A 16,371-nucleotide genomic window follows, 5' to 3' on the forward strand; every position below is an offset into this window, starting at 1 on the left:
CATGACACTGACCACCAGCCGCCCGGCCCGCGCCGCAACCAGCGCGCCCGCGCCACGCAACACCCGCGACTGGCGGCGCACCGTGCGCCGGCTGCCCGGCTACGCCTGTGTGGCCCTGTTGCTGATCATCGTGGTGTACCCGCTGATCTGGCTGTTCCTGGGCTCCTTCAAGACCCAGGACGAGTTCCTCAACGGCTCGACCACCGCCCTGCCGGAAAGCTTCACCAACTTCGACAACTACACACAGGCGTGGTCGTCGGTGGCGACCTACCTGCAGAACTCGCTGCTCACAGTCGTGCCCGCCCTCGCCCTGATCATCGTGCTCGGCACGGCGGCTGGGTTCGCGCTCGAGGTGCTGGTCTGGAAGGGCCGGCAGACCACCCTGCTGCTCTTCCTCGCCGGGATCATGATCCCCGGCCAGATGATCCTGCTGCCGCTCTTCACCGTCTACTTCAACCTGCACCTGACCGGCACACTCTGGCCGCTGATCATCACCTACACCGCCACCGGCCTGCCGCTGACGGTCTTCATGATGGCCACCTACTTCCGCGCGATCCCCAAGAGCGTCTTCGAAGCCGCCACCATGGACGGCGCCAGCATCATCCGCTCGTTCGTCTCGATCGGCTTCCCGATGATGCGCAACTCGGTACTGACGATCGCGCTCGTGCAGTTCTTCTTCCTCTGGAACGACCTGCTCATCGCGCTGACCTTCACCACCGACGACGCGCAACGCACCGTCCAGGTCGGCCTGCTCAACTTCACCGGCCAGTTCGGCGTCGTCGAGTACGGCCCTACCTTCGCCGCGATCTGCATCAACGTGCTGCTGATCCTGGCCATCTACATCTTCCTCAACCAGCGAGTCATGCGCGGCCTGGCGGCCGGCGCGGTGAAGGGCTGAGCCGCGATGTCCGCCATGAACGGCACGGGTACGCGCGTACCCGCACCCCGCATCGAGCACCACGATCACCCGCTGGGCGTCGGCGAACGCAGCCCGCGCCTGTCCTGGCAGGTGCAGACCGTCCGTCCGGGCTGGCGCCAGACCGCCTACGAGATCGAGATCGATGGCCGGACCACCGGACGGATCAAGTCCGCTGACAGCGTGCTGGTCCCGTGGCCGGGTCCGGCCCTGACCTCCCGCCAGCAGGCTGAGGTCCGGGTCCGGGTCTGGGCAGCCGGGGAAACCCGGCCGACACCCTGGAGCGAATCCACCACCGTCGAGGCCGGCCTCCTGGAGCCCGAGGACTGGGCAGCCGGCTTCGTCGGCTCCGCCGACATCAGCGTCGGAGACCGGCGCCCGGTTCTGCTGCGGCGCGACTTCACGGCACGCCCAGGGCTGCTCAAAGCCAGACTGTACGCGACAGCGTGCGGCCTCTACGAGTTGCAGCTCAACGGCGACCGGATCGGCGACGACGTGCTCGCCCCCGGCTGGACCAGCTACCACCACCGGCTGCCGTACCAGACCTACGACGTCACCGGTCTGCTGCGGGCCGGCGCGAACACCATCGACGGCTGGCTCGCCGACGGCTGGTGGCGTGGCGAATACGGCTGGAACCGGATCGGCGAACGATACGGCACCGACACCGCGCTGCTGGCCCAGCTCGAACTGCACTACACCGACGGCAGCGTCGACCAGATCGTCACCGACGGCACCTGGACCTGGGCCCACGGGCCGATCACGGCATCGAGCATTTACGACGGCGAACACCACGACGCCCGCATCGAACCGGCCGGCTGGACACCCGTACAGACGAAAAAACCGACGGTGGGTGAGCTGACCGCACCCGCCGGACCACCGGTGCGCCGCACCGGAACCCTCCCGCCGGCCAGCGTGACTCGTCTCGACGACGGCACCCATCTGATCGACTTCGGTCAGAACCTCGCTGGCCGACTGCGCATCACGGTCACCGGGCCGACCGGCACCGAGATCGGTATCCGGCACGCCGAAGTCCTCGAACAGGGCCGGCTGTGCACCCGGCCCATCCGAACCGCCGTCGCCCACGACGTATACGTGCTGGCCGGCACCGGCACCGAGACATGGGAGCCACGGTTCACCTACCACGGCTTCCGGTACGCGGAGATCACCGGCTGGCCCGGCGATCTCGACCCGGCCGACGTGGTCGCGGTCGTCTGCCACGACGACATGCACGAGGTCGGCACCTTCTCCTGCTCGGATCCGCTGGTCGAGCGCTTGCACGAGAACGTGCGATGGAGCATGCGCGGCAACTTCGTCTCCGTGCCCACCGACTGCCCGCAACGCGACGAGCGCCTCGGCTGGACGGGCGACCTGCAGGTCTTCGCACCCACCGCTGCATTCCTGTACGACGCGACCGGCAGCATCGCCGACTGGCTCACCGACGTCACCGCCGAGACCGGCGACGACGGCCTCGTGCCGCTCTACGTGCCGCACATCGAAACCGACTTCACCCAGTTCCACTGCGCGGTCTGGGGCGACGTCACCACCGTCGTCCCCCTGGTGCTGTTCGACCGGGCCGCTGACCTCGGGCCGGTGCTACGCGGCTACGACACCGCCCGCACCTGGGTCGACGCCTGCCGGCGGCTGCTCAACGACCGCGACGTCATCGCCGAAGGACTCCAACTCGGCGACTGGCTCGACCCGGCCGCCCCGCCGGACCGGCCGCAGCAGGCACGCACCGACCCGTACCTGGTCGCCACCGCCTACCTCGCGCATTCGGCCCGGCTGCTCGCCCGGCAGGCTGAGCTGATCGGCAAGACCGACGACGCTTTTGTTTGGCATGGTCTCGCCGACCGGGTAACCGCCGGTTTCCGCCGCGAGTTCGTCACCGCAGCCGGCCGCTGCGTCTCCGACACCCAGACCGCATACGCCCTCGCCCTGTGTTTCGACCTGCTCACCGCGGCGCAGCGGGTCCACGCGGGAGAACGGCTCGCCGAACTCGTCCGTGAGGGCGAGTTCCGGATAGGCACCGGTTTCGCCGGCACCCCGCTGATCCTCGACGCGCTCACCGTCAGCGGGCACCTAGAGGAGGCGTACCGGCTGTTGCTGGAGAAGGGCTGCCCGTCCTGGCTCTATCCGGTCACCATGGGCGCCACCACGATTTGGGAACGCTGGGACTCCATGCTTCCCGACGGATTGATCAACCCCGGCAACATGACCTCGTTCAACCATTACGCCCTCGGCGCCGTCGCCGACTGGCTGCACCGCACCGTCGCCGGCCTGGCTCCGGCCGCCCCCGGCTACCGGACGCTGCGCGTGCGGCCCCGGCCCGGCGGCGGGCTGAGCTGGGCGGCGGCTCAGCACCGCACCCCCTACGGCGACGCAGCTGTGCACTGGCAACGAGAAGGCTCGACGCTGCAGGTGGAGGTGATCGTGCCACCCAACTGTGACGCACAGGTTGAACTGCCCGGGCAGCAGCCGGTGAGCGTGAGCAGCGGTACCCACACCTTCTCCTGCACATACCGGCCGGCGGCAGAAGACCCCATCGCACCGCTACCGCCCCGCCGCTACTTCTGACCCGTCCGGCGGCTCCCGTACTCTTCAGGCCGGGAGCCGCCAACCGTAGACGATTGGACCATCGTGGCGCGCGCAACGATCCGGGATGTCGCCCGCGTGGCCGGCGTCTCCGACGCGACGGTCAGCAACACGGTGAATCGGCCGCACCTGGTGAACCCGGCGACCCAGGAGCGTGTCCGGCAGGCGATGGAGACCATCGGGTACGTGCCCAACGCCGCCGCGCGTGCCCTCAGAGTCGGACGCACGAGCACCCTCGGCCTGGTCGTCCTCGACTTCGGCAACCCCTTCTTCGCCGAGGTCGCCGCTGGCGCCGAACAAGCCGCCACCGAGGCCGGCGCTGAGGTCGCGCTGTTCCACACCGGCCTGGGCGAGCACACCCGCGAACAGCGACTCCTGCACCGGCTGGCCGAATGGCGCCTCGACGGCCTGATCATCACGCCCAACGACGTGAACCATCCGGCACTGACCCTCATCGCCGAGCGCGGAACCCCGGTCATCGTGCTGGCCCGCCAGGTTCCAGGCGGCCGGCACAGCGCGGTACGCAGCGACGACGTCCTCGGCGGTGAGATCGCCGCCCGCCATCTGCTCGACTACGGGCACCGCCGACTGGCGTTCGCCGGCTGGCGGCGCGACGAACGATACGATGGCGCCGCCCGAGTCGCCGCGACAGCGGACACGACACTGGAGTGGCTTGACACCGGCAACGCCGACATCGCCGGCGGACTCGAGGTCGGCGCACGCCTCGCCGGGCAGGCATCCCGGCAGCGACCCACTGGGGTGTTCTGTGCCAACGACCTCATCGCGGCCGGGCTCATCCAGCAACTCACCCGCTACGGGCTGCGAGTGCCCGATGATCTCGCCGTCGTTGGCTTCGACGACACCGATCTGGCCAGCGCCGCCAGCGCCGTCGAACTCACCAGCGTGCGCCAGCCCGCCACCGAGATCGGCCGCGCCGCGGTACAACTCGTTATGGACGAAATGACCGAAAGGGATCGAAACGGGCGAGACATCGTATTTCAGCCGCAGTTGGTCATTCGCGAATCTACGGCTGGCCGCGGCGAACCTCTCAAGGCGGGCCTCCGGCAGTAGCTACGTCGCCGCAGACGACCCGGCAGGCCTGCGCGACCTCGTCAAGGCTTGACCGTCTGCCGGGCAGGCGATGAGAGGAGCAGGACTGTGGCCGAGCTGACCGATCATTGGGCACCGCGTTCAGTCTCCAGGTAGGTGCTGTGGTAGATCGACGCTGAGTGATGTTGTCCTTGCCTTCATCGGTTGGTCCTGATGAGTGCTGGGTTGGTGCGCTCCTGGTGTTTGTTGGTCCTTGCTGATCCCTGATGGTCAGCGCCTGAATCGTCGACAGCCGATGACTCGGCAGGGGGTTGTGCGGAGAAGCCGCTGACGGGCCCCGGGCGTGCTGGGCAAATGCTGGCCTAGCCCTCGAAAGAGCGAGTTTTCCCAGCTCAGATAGGGTTTCATTGTAGAGCACCCAGATCTACGAGGGCACCAACCAGGTGCAGCGGATCGTGATGGCGCGGCAGCTCTTGAAGGGCTGAGGAAGCGGGCTTTCGCAGGTAGTAGCGGGGTTGACTCTTCAGAGTCGGCCCCGTTTTTTATCTACGAGTGGCTCGTAGATGTCCGCGATTCACAGAGGCGCGTGAAGGGTTCGATGGATCCTGGCTGGCGCGACGGCTGAGAAATTGGATTCTGAGTTACTGCCTTCAACGCGACCCTCTCCGGCTGGTCCAGCCGATCAGCCAGCGCCGGCAGATCAGGACGCAGGCGAGCGGCACCTGAGACGTCGGTAGCAGCACCCTTTACTTCCCGCTACCGGCGGTACGATCTGTATCGGGTCCTGCTCGCCTGCCGGGCACACGACGAGAGGTATAGGACTGTGGCTGAGCTGACCGAGCCGGGGCCTGGCGCGCCGCGCGGCTCACGGTACGCAGATCAGCGGCCGTACGTCGTCATCGAGGAATTCGGTGAACTGGACGGGCCGATCACGGGTCAGGTCGTGCTCAGCCGACGGCTCGACTGGTCCGGGCGTGCGCGATACGACCTCGACAACCCGCGCCGACTCGCCAGCATGTACGAGACCGTTCTGCGCGAGGCGACAACCACCGAGGATCTCCAGCTCTGGCTGAGCGGTCCAACGCTCCTGCGCCTTTGGAACAGCCTGGTCCTTCCACCGCAGGTGCGACTCGCTTGGGAGGCGAAGCATCCGGTGCTCGCCGAAGCCCGCAGGGCCGCCGCGTAGTGCCACACGAGGCAGAGCCGCTGCACCTCGTGCTCGCCGAGATCGGTCTACGGGCGGGCGGTCCGTTCGGTTTCGCCCTGGCCGGAGGTCATGCCGTCGCTGCGCACGGCATCATCGACAGGCCGAGTGAGGACGTCGACCTCTTCGCCGACTGGCAACGGCGTGCTGACTTTCCCACAGCTGTTGATGCGGTCATCGCCGCCTTCGAAAGCGAGGGTTTCGGTGTTGTGGTCGATCTCCGCCTTGAGACATTTGCCCGGCTGTACGTCAGCCAGGCCGCCGATCCGGGCCAGCAACATCGAGTCGAACTCGTTGCCAACTGGCGCGCTCAACCGCCCGTTGAAATGCAGATCGGTCCGGTCCTGCACCCCGACGACGTCATGGCGGGCAAGATGGACGCCTTGTACAACCGGGCCGCCGCGCGGGATTTCATCGACATCGACGCCGCTATAAGTCGTGGCCGGTATACGCCGGAGCAGCTGTGCAACCTGGCGTCGGAGGCCGACGCCGGATTCGATCGGCAGTTCTTCGCGCAGATGCTCGGTGCCATCAACCGTTTCGACGATCAAGACTTCATCGACTATGGGCTCGAACCCGACCAGGTTGCGGCGATGCGCGAACGTTTCCGGACCTGGCAGGCCGAACTGCAGACCTCGCCGCAGTGATCAAAGCAGGGGCCTAGATAGGCACTGAGCGATCGAGCCCCCAATTTCATCGATATGCCTCGATCTCAACCTGGCCCGGGGGGCTCCGGTGTTGCTGGTTGTTGCTGATCTTTGCCGGTTGCTGCTGGACGACTTTTGGATCATCAAGTGTCGATGGCATTGGTCGAAGGTCGGTCGAGGAATCTGCTGACGAGTCCTGGGTGTCCTGGCCAAATCCTGGCCGAGTTCCTGGGGGAAAGAGTTTTCGCAGCTCAGAGTGGGTGTCATCGTAGAGTACCCAGATCTACGAGGGCACCAACCAGGTGCAGCGGATCGTGATGGCGCGGCAGCTCCTGAAGGGCTGAAACGGGCGAGTTCCCGTAGTTCGAAGCAGGGTCGACGGTCGACGGTCGGCCCTGCTTCGTCGCGTTGAAAGCTCGTGGATGTGCGCGATTCGCGAGTGCGTGACGGCGCTCAGGGCTTCGGGTGGAGCCGACGGCGTCGATGGTTCCCACTTCCCGCACGCCGCCGCCGGGTCCGGCAGACTCGGCGAAATGCGCGTACGGTCGAACCGTCGCCCGAGACCCCGGTGGCTGTGGGGCCCGCCGACATCACCGGCAATCCCGGTTGCCATGTCCGGGGAGTGGTGCCGGAGTCCGCACGGGAGCACGGTTGCCGCTCTGAGCCGGCGGCGCCGCGATCCGATCGATCCGTGGTGGCGCTGGACGCGCCGCGGACCATGCGTCATGAGCAATCCGAAGGAATGTGAGTGCGATGGTGAACATCGCCAACAATCGCGCAACGGCTCGACCCGTCTTCCCGCCGGCCGTCCGTGAACGGCCGGGACAGGGCGCGCGGCACCAGGCGCACGTACCGGAAAGCACGTTGTCGGTCACCGGCCGGACAGCCACCGCCGCGCGCTACCTGTCAGCCGGAATCCGGCTCGCGACGGGCTGGCTCTTCCTGTGGGCGTTCCTCGACAAGCTGTTCGGACTGGGGCGCGGCACTCCCGCCGCGAACGCGTGGCTGGACGGTGGCAGCCCCACCGCCGGCGTCCTGGGCGAATCCGCGACCGGCCCGTTCGCCGGCCTCTATCACGCGGTCGCCGGGAACGCCCTCGTCGACGGCCTGTTCATGGCGGCGCTGGCCGGCATCGGCACGGCGCTGATCCTGGGCATCGGCATGCGCATCGCCGCGGCCTCCGGCGCCCTGCTGAGCGTGCTGATGTGGACGGTGGCGCTGCCGCCGGCCACCAACCCGTTCCTGGATGATCACCTCGTCTACGCGGCTGTGCTGATCCTGCTAGCCCTGCTGGGCGCCGGAAACGTCTGGGGCTTCGGTCGCCGGTGGGCGGCTTCCCCGCTCGTGCGGCGCAACCCCTGGCTCACGTAGACCACTCGCGGCCTGCGTGTTTCGGACATCGGGTCGTGCCCGCGGGGAGCCGCCCGGCGCGCTGGGCGTAGAGTGAGGGACGTCGCTCCTGACCCCGGCGGCTTCGGTCCACCACCGGCGGACAAACCTCGGGAGAGCAGACATATGACCATTTCAAAGGCCGTCGTCATCGCCGCGCTCCGCGAACGCAGCCAGCACGCCAGAGCCGAGTTCGTCGATCGGGAGTTGCCCGACCGCATCGATCCTGCGCGGCACAGCGGGCTGCTCGCCATGCTCCACCTCGATCCGGTCGCGCTCGCCGAATCCGAATCCGTGTGAGAACGGGCCGGCGTTCGGGGAACGCGCTACACATGGCAACCCCGTGCGGACCGAGCCTTACTCGGGGCGCCGGCGCCACCCTCGCCCTCGTCTCCATTCTCCAGCAGGGTGCCGCAGCTTCCTGACCAGGCGGTCCGGGCACGCGGCCGGGGTGATTCCGTGCCCGGGGGGAGTACCGTGGAGGGACCACGTCGACAACGCTCCGGACCCCGGCGTCATCGCTGCTGATTCGAGCTGGGGGCCGACCATGAGATCCTCGAACACCTTCACCCGTCCTTACCACGCGGGGCCGGCGGTCGTGATGAGCTACGCCGACGTCATCGATGTGCTGCTGGAGCAGCATGATGAGATCCGCCGGCTGTGTGCCGGTGTCGAGCGCTCCCGGGGCGCGGAGAGAGAGCGGCGGTTCAGGGAGCTCGCCGCCCTGGTCCATCTGCATGAGCGCGGCGAACGGGCCGTCGTCCATCCGGCCGTCCGCAACGGCACCGCCACCGGCGACGTGGTGGGTGCGGCCCGCACGGTGGCCGGAGCGGACATCCAGCGGTCCCTCGCGACTCTGCACGACCTCGGCACCCGCGACTCGGGTTTCGAGAGTGGATTCGCGACCCTGTACCGGGCGATTCTCGAGCACGCCACCCGTGAGGAGCTGGACGAGTTTCCGTTCCTGCGCCTCCAGGTGCCGGTCCAGCGGCTGCACATGATGGCCGGTGAGCTGCACGACGTCCAAGCCATGGACGCGACCTGACCCGTCCCTCATCCGCGCCGGTCATCGTGGCGTGCCGACCTCCGTCGCACGGGGTTCCGGCGCCGTCGGAGTCTCCTCGGGTGACGCCACCTCACCGTCGTCCCGCTGCTGGTGGACGATGTGCGGGAGGGCCGTGTCGTCGGTGGGCTCGGTGCCGGGTGGCTGCCGGTCCGGGGTGGGCTCACCGTCGGGGTGGCTGAACAGGTACCGCAGGGCGGTGTTGAGGACCGCGAGCAGCGGGACGGCGACCAGCCCGCCGACGATGCCGGCGGTGATGACACCGGTGGCGATGGCCAGGATCACGGCGAGCGGATGCAGGGCGACGGCCCGCCCCATGATCAGCGGTTGCAGGACATGGCCCTCTAGCTGCTGTACGGCGATGACCACGCCCAGGAGGATCAGCGCCTTGACCGGTCCGACGGTGACCAGGGCCACCAGGACGGCGACCGTGCCGGTGAGGGTGGCGCCGATGACGGGGATGAAGCTTCCGAGGAACACCAGCGCGGCAAGTGGCAGAACGAGCGGGACTCGCAGGATCGCCAGCCCGATGCCGATGCCGGCGGCGTCGACGAAGGCGACCAGCACCGTGGCGCGCACATAGGAGACCAGGGTGTGCCAGGAGTAGTGCCCGGCTCGGGCCACCGGCAGGCGGGCGTTGCGGGGCAGCAGCCGGCACAGGAAGGCCCAGATCTGGCCGCCGTCGCGCAGATAGAAGAAGAGCGTGAACAGCACCAGGAAGAAGCCGGTGACGAGTTCGCCGACGGTGGTGGCGGTGGTGAGAGCGCCGGAGGTGAGAGCGCCCTGATTCTCGGTGAGCGCCGTCTGCAGGCGGGTGACGGCGTCGTCGAGCTGGGTCTGCGACAGGTGCAACGGTCCTCGTGCGAGCCAGCTCTGCACCTCGGCGATGCCCTGGCCGACCTGAGTGCTGAGGTCGGCCAGCTGGGCGATGAAGGTCTGCACGACGAGCGTGAGGCCGCCGAAGACCACGATCAGCCCGGTGACCAGCACCAGACCCGCGGAAAGGGAGCGGTTCATGCCCCGGCTGCGCAGGGCTGAGGCGATCGGCTCGAACATCGCCGCCAGCAGCACGGCGACCGCGATCGGGATGACCACCAGTCGCAGCCTGCTGATCACCTGGATCACCAGGTATGCCGCCGCGATGAACAGAATGACGCGCCAGGCCCACGCGCCGGCGATGCGCACTCCGTGGGGTAACCCGTCATCGACGGATGGCGAGGGTTCGACCACCATGACGGGTGCCGGAGCGGAGCCGAGTTCGGGCCCGGCGGTGAACGGTGGCGGCGCCCAGGTGCGCTGAGCGGCGGCGAGCCGCTGCCGTGCCCGCTGCCGGGCGGTGCTGAACCAGATGGTCATGGAGCCTCCTGTCGTCTCAGGCGACGCGCGGAGGCGGCGGATGAGGCATGAGGCCGCGGGGACTTGGCGGCCGCCGTGAGCGCTGCTGCGGGCAGCGACGACGGCGCGAACGGGATATCGGGTGGATACCCGCCGCCGCGGCGGCGCAAACTCCGCGGCCGGGGTACGACGAGCAGCCGCATGACGTGGTCAGCCCACTGCGTCTGCGTGGTCCGGCGCGTCTCAGGATCCGCGGAGGATGCGTCCGCGACCAGGAGAAATCCGGGGTGCGCGAAGGGGTGAGCAGGCAGCGTCGGGGAGTAGGGTGAGCCGTATCTGTTGGCTCATGCCGCCCCAGCCCTCGGCGTATGCGCCGGGAAGGGGACGGGTGTGCCGGTATCGACGCACGGCTCGGCCCGGCTGTCGCCCGGCCGAGTGCCGTCATGATTTCGCCCTCCGGCGAGAACGACCGCCGGGCGTTCGTCCGGCAGCTCATCGACCGGCAGCCGGCGGACCTCGGCCTTCTTCAGCGGGTCTGCCTGGCCGCCGTCGAGGCGTTGTCGGCCACCGGGTCCGGCATCAGCGTGATGACCGGTGACGGGACGCGTGGAGCGTGCGCCGCGTCGGATCCGTGGAGCGAGCGCGTCGAGGAGCTGCAGTTCGTTCTCGGTGAAGGACCGTGCATCGACGCTTTCGCCGCTCGCCGGCCGGTGCTCACGCCGGATCTGTCCGATGCCGGGCGCTACCGATGGCCATTCTACGGCCCGGCCGCCCGGGACGACGGCGTCCGCGCCGTGTTCGCCTTCCCGTTGCAGGTCGGCGCGGCGCGGCTCGGGGTCATGGACATCTTCCGGGATCGGGCGGGCCCGTTGAACGGTGTGGAGCTGCAGACCGCCTTCACTCTCACCGAGGTGACCGTGGGCGCGCTGCTCGACATGGAGCAGCGGGAGGCCGGGCGCGACGGTGATGCCGGGATCCTGGATGTGAGCCGCCGCGCCGAACTGTTCCAGGCGCAGGGGATGGTCATGATGCAACTGGGGGTATCCATCGGTGAGGCGCTGGCGCGGATGCGGGCTCACGCCTTTGCTCGGAACCGTCGTCTCGAGAACGTCGCTCGCGATGTCGTCGAGCGACGGCTGCGATTCGATGGGCGTGACGAATGAGCAGTTGGCGGGTACATGGTTAGCGGGAGGCAGATCATGAGCAGCGTTTCGACTGAGCGGCTCGCGACGATCTTCGTGGAGGCCGCCGACACCTTGGTGGACGAGTTCGATCTGCTCGATTTCCTGCACATGCTCACCGATCGGGCGCAGAGCCTGGTCGGCGCGGCCGCGGCCGGCCTGATGCTGGCCGACGAGCGAGGGCGGCTGGAGTTCATGGCGGGCTCGGACGAGAACGTCCGCCTGGTGGAACTGTTCCAGCTGCAGAACGACCAGGGCCCCTGCCTGGAGGCGTTCCGGACCGGGCAGTCGATCGTCAACGTCGACCTCGCCTCGGCGTCGGACCGCTGGCCGCGCTTCGCGCCGCGTGCGGTCGAGGCCGGTTTCCGTTCCGTGCACGCGTTTCCGCTCCGGCTCCGCACGCAGGTGATCGGCGCCCTGAACATCTTCGGCAGTGCCACCGGCGGGGACTTCGACGCGGCCGATATTCCGATCATGCAGACGCTCGCCGACATCGCGACCATCGGCCTGATGCAGGAACGCGCGATACGTCGTAGCGAGGCTCTGACCGAACAACTGCAGGGAGCCCTCAACAGCCGGATCATCATCGAGCAGGCCAAGGGCGCCATCGCTCAGGTCCACGGTGTCGGCGTCGACGAGGCGTTCCGCCGGATCCGTGCCTACGCGCGGAACAACAACCGGCGTCTGACCGAGGTCGCCGAGCTGATCGTCACCGACCTGGCTGCCCTGCCCGGCCTGATGAAGCCCTGACGGTCAGGTCCTGCTCGCGCGCAGCGGTGCGCCCACGTCGTGCAGGTGGCGCAGCGCCTGCCGGTACGACTCGACCAAGCTCGTCTCCTCGTAGGCGATGCCCATCTGGGCGCAGTACGCCTTGACGATCGGTCGAGCCTTGCGCAGATTCGGGGCGGGCATCCCCGGGAACAGGTGGTGCTCGATCTGGTGGTTCAGGCCGCCCAGGGCCGTGTCGGTGAGCCAGCCACCGGTGACGTTGCGGGCGGTCAGCACCTGTTTGCGCAGGTAGTCCTCGTCGCCGGTCGGATGCGGCATGCCCTTGTGGTTGGGCGCGAACGTCATGCCGAGGTACACCCCGAACACCGCGTGATGCACGACGAAGAAGGCGAGCGCCTGCGCCGGGGACAGAACCACCAGAAGCACTGCCGCGTACGCCACCAGGTGCAGGGCCATCAGGCCGGCTTCCAGACCGCGGTGCTTCATCCCGGGACGCCGGAGCGCCTTGATGCTGGAGATGCGCAGGTCGATGCTGAGCAGTGTCAGCAGCGGGAAGAACAGGCCCGCCTGGTGACGGTTGATGAACCCCTTCAGCCCGCGCCGGCCCACCGCCGACTCGGTCGCCCAGATCAGCAACTCCGGCTGTACGTCCGGGTCGAGTTCATCGTGATTGGGGTTGTTGTGATGCCGGGTGTGCTTCTCCACCCACCACCCGTAACTCATGCCGATCCCGGCGTTGGCGACCGTCCGCCCGACCAGCTCACTGGTCCTCCTGGTACGGAAGACCTGGCGGTGTGCCACGTCGTGCGCCAGCAGCGCCACCTGGGCGAACACGACGCCCAGAAGCGCGGCGACGGCGAGCTGCCACCATGACGAGCCGAGCAGCGGAACCACCGCCCAGGCGGCGACGAACATCGCGGCGACGACACTGATCCGTACGGCGTAGTAGGCCGGTAGCCGTTCGAGCAGGCCCGCCTCGGTGATGCGCCGGTTCAGCGCGGCGAAGTCGCTGCCGGCCGTGCGCGGCCGTTCGGGTGCGGACGTCGCGGCGGATGGGGATCGCTGTGGATCGGCGGAAACAGAAACAGGGACGCTCATCGTGCGACTCCCTCGATGTGCTCCCCGGACACGATGCGACGTGTGGGTGAGCGACGGCTGATGACGAAGGCTGCGGGAGTCTGGACAGCCGTTACTTCGAAGATACCCGCGTCACGCGGCGAGCAAACGGTCTGAACGGGCGTAGGGTTCAGTGACACCCGGCCTTCTCGGCGTCTCCCGGAGAGCGCATCGCGCCCGCCCCTTGATGACGCGGATGTCGCCGACAGAGAGGCACCATCATGGATCGGCACGCCGACGCCGCACGACTGCGGCTGGACCCGCATCCCTCCCGGACCACCGTTCTCGACGGGGCGTGGTGGCCTCACTCGACCGACGCGGCAACCGAACTCCCCGCGCTGGTGAAAGCCCTGTCCGATCTGCGGGGCGAGATCACGCATGTGCTGCTCAACCCCGCCGAATGGGACCTGCCGCATCCTCCGCGGGCGGCTGCGGGCCGCTCGGTGGCACGGCTCGGGTGGTACACCTCCCAGCCGGCCGGGCTGGTCACCGTCATGAGCGACTTCGGGCGTGACCGCTTCGATCTTCTGGTCGTCCCGCCCGGCGCGAGCCAGGGCTCGGCCGACGCCGCCCTGACCGCGGCGGCGGACGGGGGCGACGAACGCCGCGCACCGGAGCTGCTGGCCGGCATCGAGCGCGCCGGCTGATCGACGTCGGCAGTGCGGTCCTGGCCGCGGGACCCGCAGCGCTACGCTTTCGCGGGCGGCGGGGACCGTCAGCGACTGGAGGAGAGCACTGGATGGGAACTCGGAACGAGATCAGCGAGCTCCCTCCCGAAGCCGACTTGGCCCGTGCGGACTCGCTGGCACGGGAGATCTTCTCGGACCTGGCGAACAAATGGGCTTTCCTGATCATCGAGTTCCTCGGTCAGCGCACCCTGCGCTTCAGTGAGCTGCGCAACGAGATCGGGGGCGTCAGCCACAAGATGCTCACCCAGAACCTGCGCATGCTGGAACGCAACGGGTTGGTGCGGCGCATCGTCCACCCCACCGTCCCGCCGCGCGTCGAGTACACCCTGACCGAAGCCGGCGAGGGGCTGCGGCAGGTGGTCGACGGCATGTGCGGCTGGACCCAGCGGTACCTCGGTCACATCGAGGCCTCCCGGAACCGCTTCGGGGACGACGCGGCTATCTCGGCCATCGCCCGCAGCGACGACGTCCCGGGCTTGAAATAGCCGTCGTGGCCTTCGACGTCGGCACAGGGTAGGGGCAGCGCGCCGAACTTCGGGTCGATCGGGAGGCGGCCGTGGCCGAGCCCGGCGATCCGGATGCCCGGGAGGCGGCGGGTCCAGTCGTCGGGTGCGCTGCCGGCCCACACCCGGGCCCCGGTGTGCAGCGCGGCGCGGTCGGCGACGCCCATGCCGGGGCTGCCGATGGCGACGATGTCGGTGACCTGTGGCGGCAGGTTCGCCGCGGCGCGGGCGGCGACGATCGAGCCGTAGCTGTGGCCGATCAGAGTGATCTCCAGGTCGGGGTGCTGCTCGACGAGCCCGGCGACGAAACGTTCCAGGGCCAGGGCGCCGGTTGCCGCCCGGTCCTCGCGGAGGGCGTCACGGCGTACCCCCTCGGGTGGGTCGTAGCCGAGCCAGGCGATGACCGCGACCGGCGCGCCCGGCGTGAGCGCGGACTGCAGCCGGCGTGCCTGCCAGGCCGGCGCACGGGCGACCACGCCGCCGAGGCCGGTGTCGAAATTGGACATGGTGGTGTCCACGCCGGGGATCAGGATCGCCGCCCGGCGGGCCGTCGCGAGGTCGCCCAGCACCTCGACGATCCGGCCGTCGCCGCGTGGGTCGGCGGCGAGGAACCGGCGGCCGGTGGGATCTGGCAGGGGGTCGGCGACGTACCGGAGGGGCGCCGGTTCGGCCGCCACGGTGGGGCCGGCCAGCCACAGCGCCGGCGCGGCGAGCAGGAGCAGCGAGACCATCCACAGTCGATTCATGACCGGGAAGGTAGGAGCGCGGTGGGTGCCGGATCGTCGGCCCGCAGAGCCGCAAGTCCCCTAATACTCAGGTATCAGTGTCTATGCTTCGCTCATGAAACAAGGCGGTGAAAAACGCGTCACGGTCCGGGACGTGGCGGCGCAGACCGGGCTGTCGATCGCCACCGTCTCCCGGGTGCTGAACGGGCGCGCCAACGTCGCTCCGCACACCCGCGACAAGGTGCTCAGCGCGATGGGCGGCCTGGGCCGGCAGGCGCCCCGGCGGCGGGGCGACCGGGCCACCGGGATCTTCGTGCGCTGCCCGTACGTGCTGACCGACTACTTCGGACTGATCGTCTCCGCGGTCGCCGAGGCCCTGGAGCCGCACGGGCTGCAGGTCATCCTCAACGCCGGGGTGTCCGCGCAGCACGAGCGGGTGCTCGGTGACCTGACCGGCCGGCGGGACGTGGCCGGCGCGGTGCTGATCCTGCCGCCGGAGCCGGGCGCCGAGCTGGTCAGGCTGCGTGACAGGGGCTTCCCGTTCGTGGTGGTCGACCCGCGCACCCCGCCGCCGCGTAACATCGCCGCGGTCTCCGCCGCGCACTTCGCCGGTGCCCGGCAGCTCACCGCTCACCTGGTCGAACTCGGTCACCGGCGGATCGGCATCATCGGCGGCCCGCGCGACTGGCTGGCCAGTGAGAACCGGTTCGCCGGCTATCTGTCGCCGCTCGCGGACGCGGGTGTGCTGCAGGATCCCGCGTTGACCAGGTTCGTCGCCGAGCCGACCACCGAGCTGGGGCACCGGGCGGCCGCCGAACTGCTCGATCTGGCGGACCGGCCGACCGCGCTGGTGGCGTTCAACGACAAGATGGCGATCGGGGCGCTGCGTGCGGCAGGGGAGCGGGGTCTACGCGTACCCGATGATCTGTCGGTTGCGGGTTTTGACGACATCGAGTTGGCGGAGGCCTGTCATCCCAGGCTGACGACGGTCCGGCAGCCGCTCGGCGAGATGGGCCGGATGGCGGTGAACCTGCTGCTGCGGATGCTGGGCGGGCATCGCCTGGAAGCCCTGCACGTGGAGCTCGCCACGTCGCTGGTGATCAGAGAATCCACTGACGTGTTACACGGTTCCGGAACCGGAACAGCGCATCCCGGTACCCGGATTCATTGACGCAATTGGATTAACGAAGGTTTCCTTCCTGTTACATGTCGAAGTAGCAGGGAGTCCCCCC

The 16,371-nt window shown here is 68.8% G+C and carries 16 protein-coding genes; 13 read left to right on the forward strand and 3 right to left on the reverse strand.

Features of this window, described 5'->3' with window-relative positions; translation table 11 throughout:
- Position 1 precedes the first annotated feature (1 nt).
- From AMIS_RS04150 to AMIS_RS04180, 8 genes are all read left to right on the forward strand, one after another.
- Positions 2 to 898, forward strand: coding sequence for a carbohydrate ABC transporter permease (locus tag AMIS_RS04150; RefSeq protein ID WP_014440943.1), 897 nt, complete (start codon positions 2 to 4; stop codon positions 896 to 898).
- A 6-nt stretch (positions 899 to 904) separates the two neighbouring features.
- The gene (locus AMIS_RS04155; RefSeq protein ID WP_014440944.1) at positions 905 to 3,490 is read left to right on the forward strand and encodes an alpha-L-rhamnosidase; all 2,586 of its coding nucleotides are present in this window, start codon (positions 905 to 907) and stop codon (positions 3,488 to 3,490) included.
- A 63-nt stretch (positions 3,491 to 3,553) separates the two neighbouring features.
- On the forward strand, positions 3,554 to 4,579 hold the full coding sequence (locus AMIS_RS04160; RefSeq protein ID WP_014440945.1) for a LacI family DNA-binding transcriptional regulator: 1,026 nt from the start codon (positions 3,554 to 3,556) through the stop codon (positions 4,577 to 4,579).
- 802 nt (positions 4,580 to 5,381) lie between these two features.
- A complete protein-coding gene (locus tag AMIS_RS04165) occupies positions 5,382 to 5,744 on the forward strand; it encodes a hypothetical protein (RefSeq protein WP_014440946.1) in 363 nt (120 codons plus the stop codon).
- Positions 5,744 to 6,409, forward strand: coding sequence for a nucleotidyl transferase AbiEii/AbiGii toxin family protein (locus AMIS_RS41155; RefSeq protein ID WP_014440947.1), 666 nt, complete (start codon positions 5,744 to 5,746; stop codon positions 6,407 to 6,409). The genes AMIS_RS04165 and AMIS_RS41155 overlap by 1 nt, the downstream gene beginning before the upstream one ends.
- A gap of 753 nt (positions 6,410 to 7,162) precedes the next feature.
- Positions 7,163 to 7,780, forward strand: a complete 618-nt coding sequence (locus AMIS_RS04175; protein ID WP_014440948.1) for a hypothetical protein — start codon at positions 7,163 to 7,165, stop codon at positions 7,778 to 7,780.
- Positions 7,781 to 7,924: 144 nt separating this feature from the next.
- A complete protein-coding gene (locus AMIS_RS43260) occupies positions 7,925 to 8,098 on the forward strand; it encodes a hypothetical protein (protein WP_014440949.1) in 174 nt (57 codons plus the stop codon).
- Between the two features lie 247 nt (positions 8,099 to 8,345).
- Positions 8,346 to 8,843, forward strand: coding sequence for a hemerythrin domain-containing protein (locus AMIS_RS04180; RefSeq protein WP_014440950.1), 498 nt, complete (start codon positions 8,346 to 8,348; stop codon positions 8,841 to 8,843).
- Positions 8,844 to 8,864: 21 nt separating this feature from the next.
- Here the strand turns inward: AMIS_RS04180 and AMIS_RS04185 are convergent, their stop codons facing one another.
- Positions 8,865 to 10,217 carry an AI-2E family transporter gene (locus AMIS_RS04185; protein ID WP_157434732.1) on the reverse strand — a complete coding sequence of 451 codons (1,353 nt, stop codon included), beginning with the start codon at positions 10,215 to 10,217 and terminating at the stop codon, positions 8,865 to 8,867.
- A gap of 422 nt (positions 10,218 to 10,639) precedes the next feature.
- Here AMIS_RS04185 and AMIS_RS04190 point away from each other — a divergent pair, with 422 nt between their 5' ends.
- Both AMIS_RS04190 and AMIS_RS04195 read left to right on the forward strand, forming a co-directional pair.
- Positions 10,640 to 11,359, forward strand: coding sequence for a GAF and ANTAR domain-containing protein (locus tag AMIS_RS04190; protein WP_014440952.1), 720 nt, complete (start codon positions 10,640 to 10,642; stop codon positions 11,357 to 11,359).
- 36 nt (positions 11,360 to 11,395) lie between these two features.
- The gene (locus tag AMIS_RS04195) at positions 11,396 to 12,127 is read left to right on the forward strand and encodes a GAF and ANTAR domain-containing protein (RefSeq protein ID WP_014440953.1); all 732 of its coding nucleotides are present in this window, start codon (positions 11,396 to 11,398) and stop codon (positions 12,125 to 12,127) included.
- Between the two features lie 3 nt (positions 12,128 to 12,130).
- Here the strand turns inward: AMIS_RS04195 and AMIS_RS04200 are convergent, their stop codons facing one another.
- Positions 12,131 to 13,204 (reverse strand): fatty acid desaturase family protein, encoded by a 1,074-nt coding sequence (locus tag AMIS_RS04200; protein WP_014440954.1) that lies wholly within the window; start codon positions 13,202 to 13,204, stop codon positions 12,131 to 12,133.
- 239 nt (positions 13,205 to 13,443) lie between these two features.
- Here AMIS_RS04200 and AMIS_RS04205 point away from each other — a divergent pair, with 239 nt between their 5' ends.
- Together AMIS_RS04205 and AMIS_RS04210 are read left to right on the forward strand one after the other, a co-directional pair.
- Positions 13,444 to 13,869: a DUF5994 family protein gene (locus tag AMIS_RS04205; RefSeq protein WP_014440955.1), complete on the forward strand. Its 426-nt coding sequence runs from the start codon at positions 13,444 to 13,446 to the stop codon at positions 13,867 to 13,869.
- A 92-nt stretch (positions 13,870 to 13,961) separates the two neighbouring features.
- Entirely contained in the window at positions 13,962 to 14,396 is a 435-nt protein-coding gene (locus AMIS_RS04210; protein ID WP_014440956.1) for a winged helix-turn-helix transcriptional regulator, read from the forward strand.
- Here AMIS_RS04210 and AMIS_RS04215 read toward each other — a convergent pair.
- Positions 14,309 to 15,160 (reverse strand): alpha/beta fold hydrolase, encoded by an 852-nt coding sequence (locus AMIS_RS04215; RefSeq protein WP_014440957.1) that lies wholly within the window; start codon positions 15,158 to 15,160, stop codon positions 14,309 to 14,311. The two genes, AMIS_RS04210 and AMIS_RS04215, sit on opposite strands and share 88 nt — an antisense overlap.
- Positions 15,161 to 15,254: 94 nt before the next feature.
- Here AMIS_RS04215 and AMIS_RS04220 point away from each other — a divergent pair, with 94 nt between their 5' ends.
- Positions 15,255 to 16,310 (forward strand): LacI family DNA-binding transcriptional regulator, encoded by a 1,056-nt coding sequence (locus AMIS_RS04220; protein ID WP_014440958.1) that lies wholly within the window; start codon positions 15,255 to 15,257, stop codon positions 16,308 to 16,310.
- Positions 16,311 to 16,371 lie beyond the last annotated feature (61 nt).

Source organism: Actinoplanes missouriensis 431 (assembly GCF_000284295.1).
Taxonomy (GTDB): domain Bacteria; phylum Actinomycetota; class Actinomycetes; order Mycobacteriales; family Micromonosporaceae; genus Actinoplanes; species Actinoplanes missouriensis.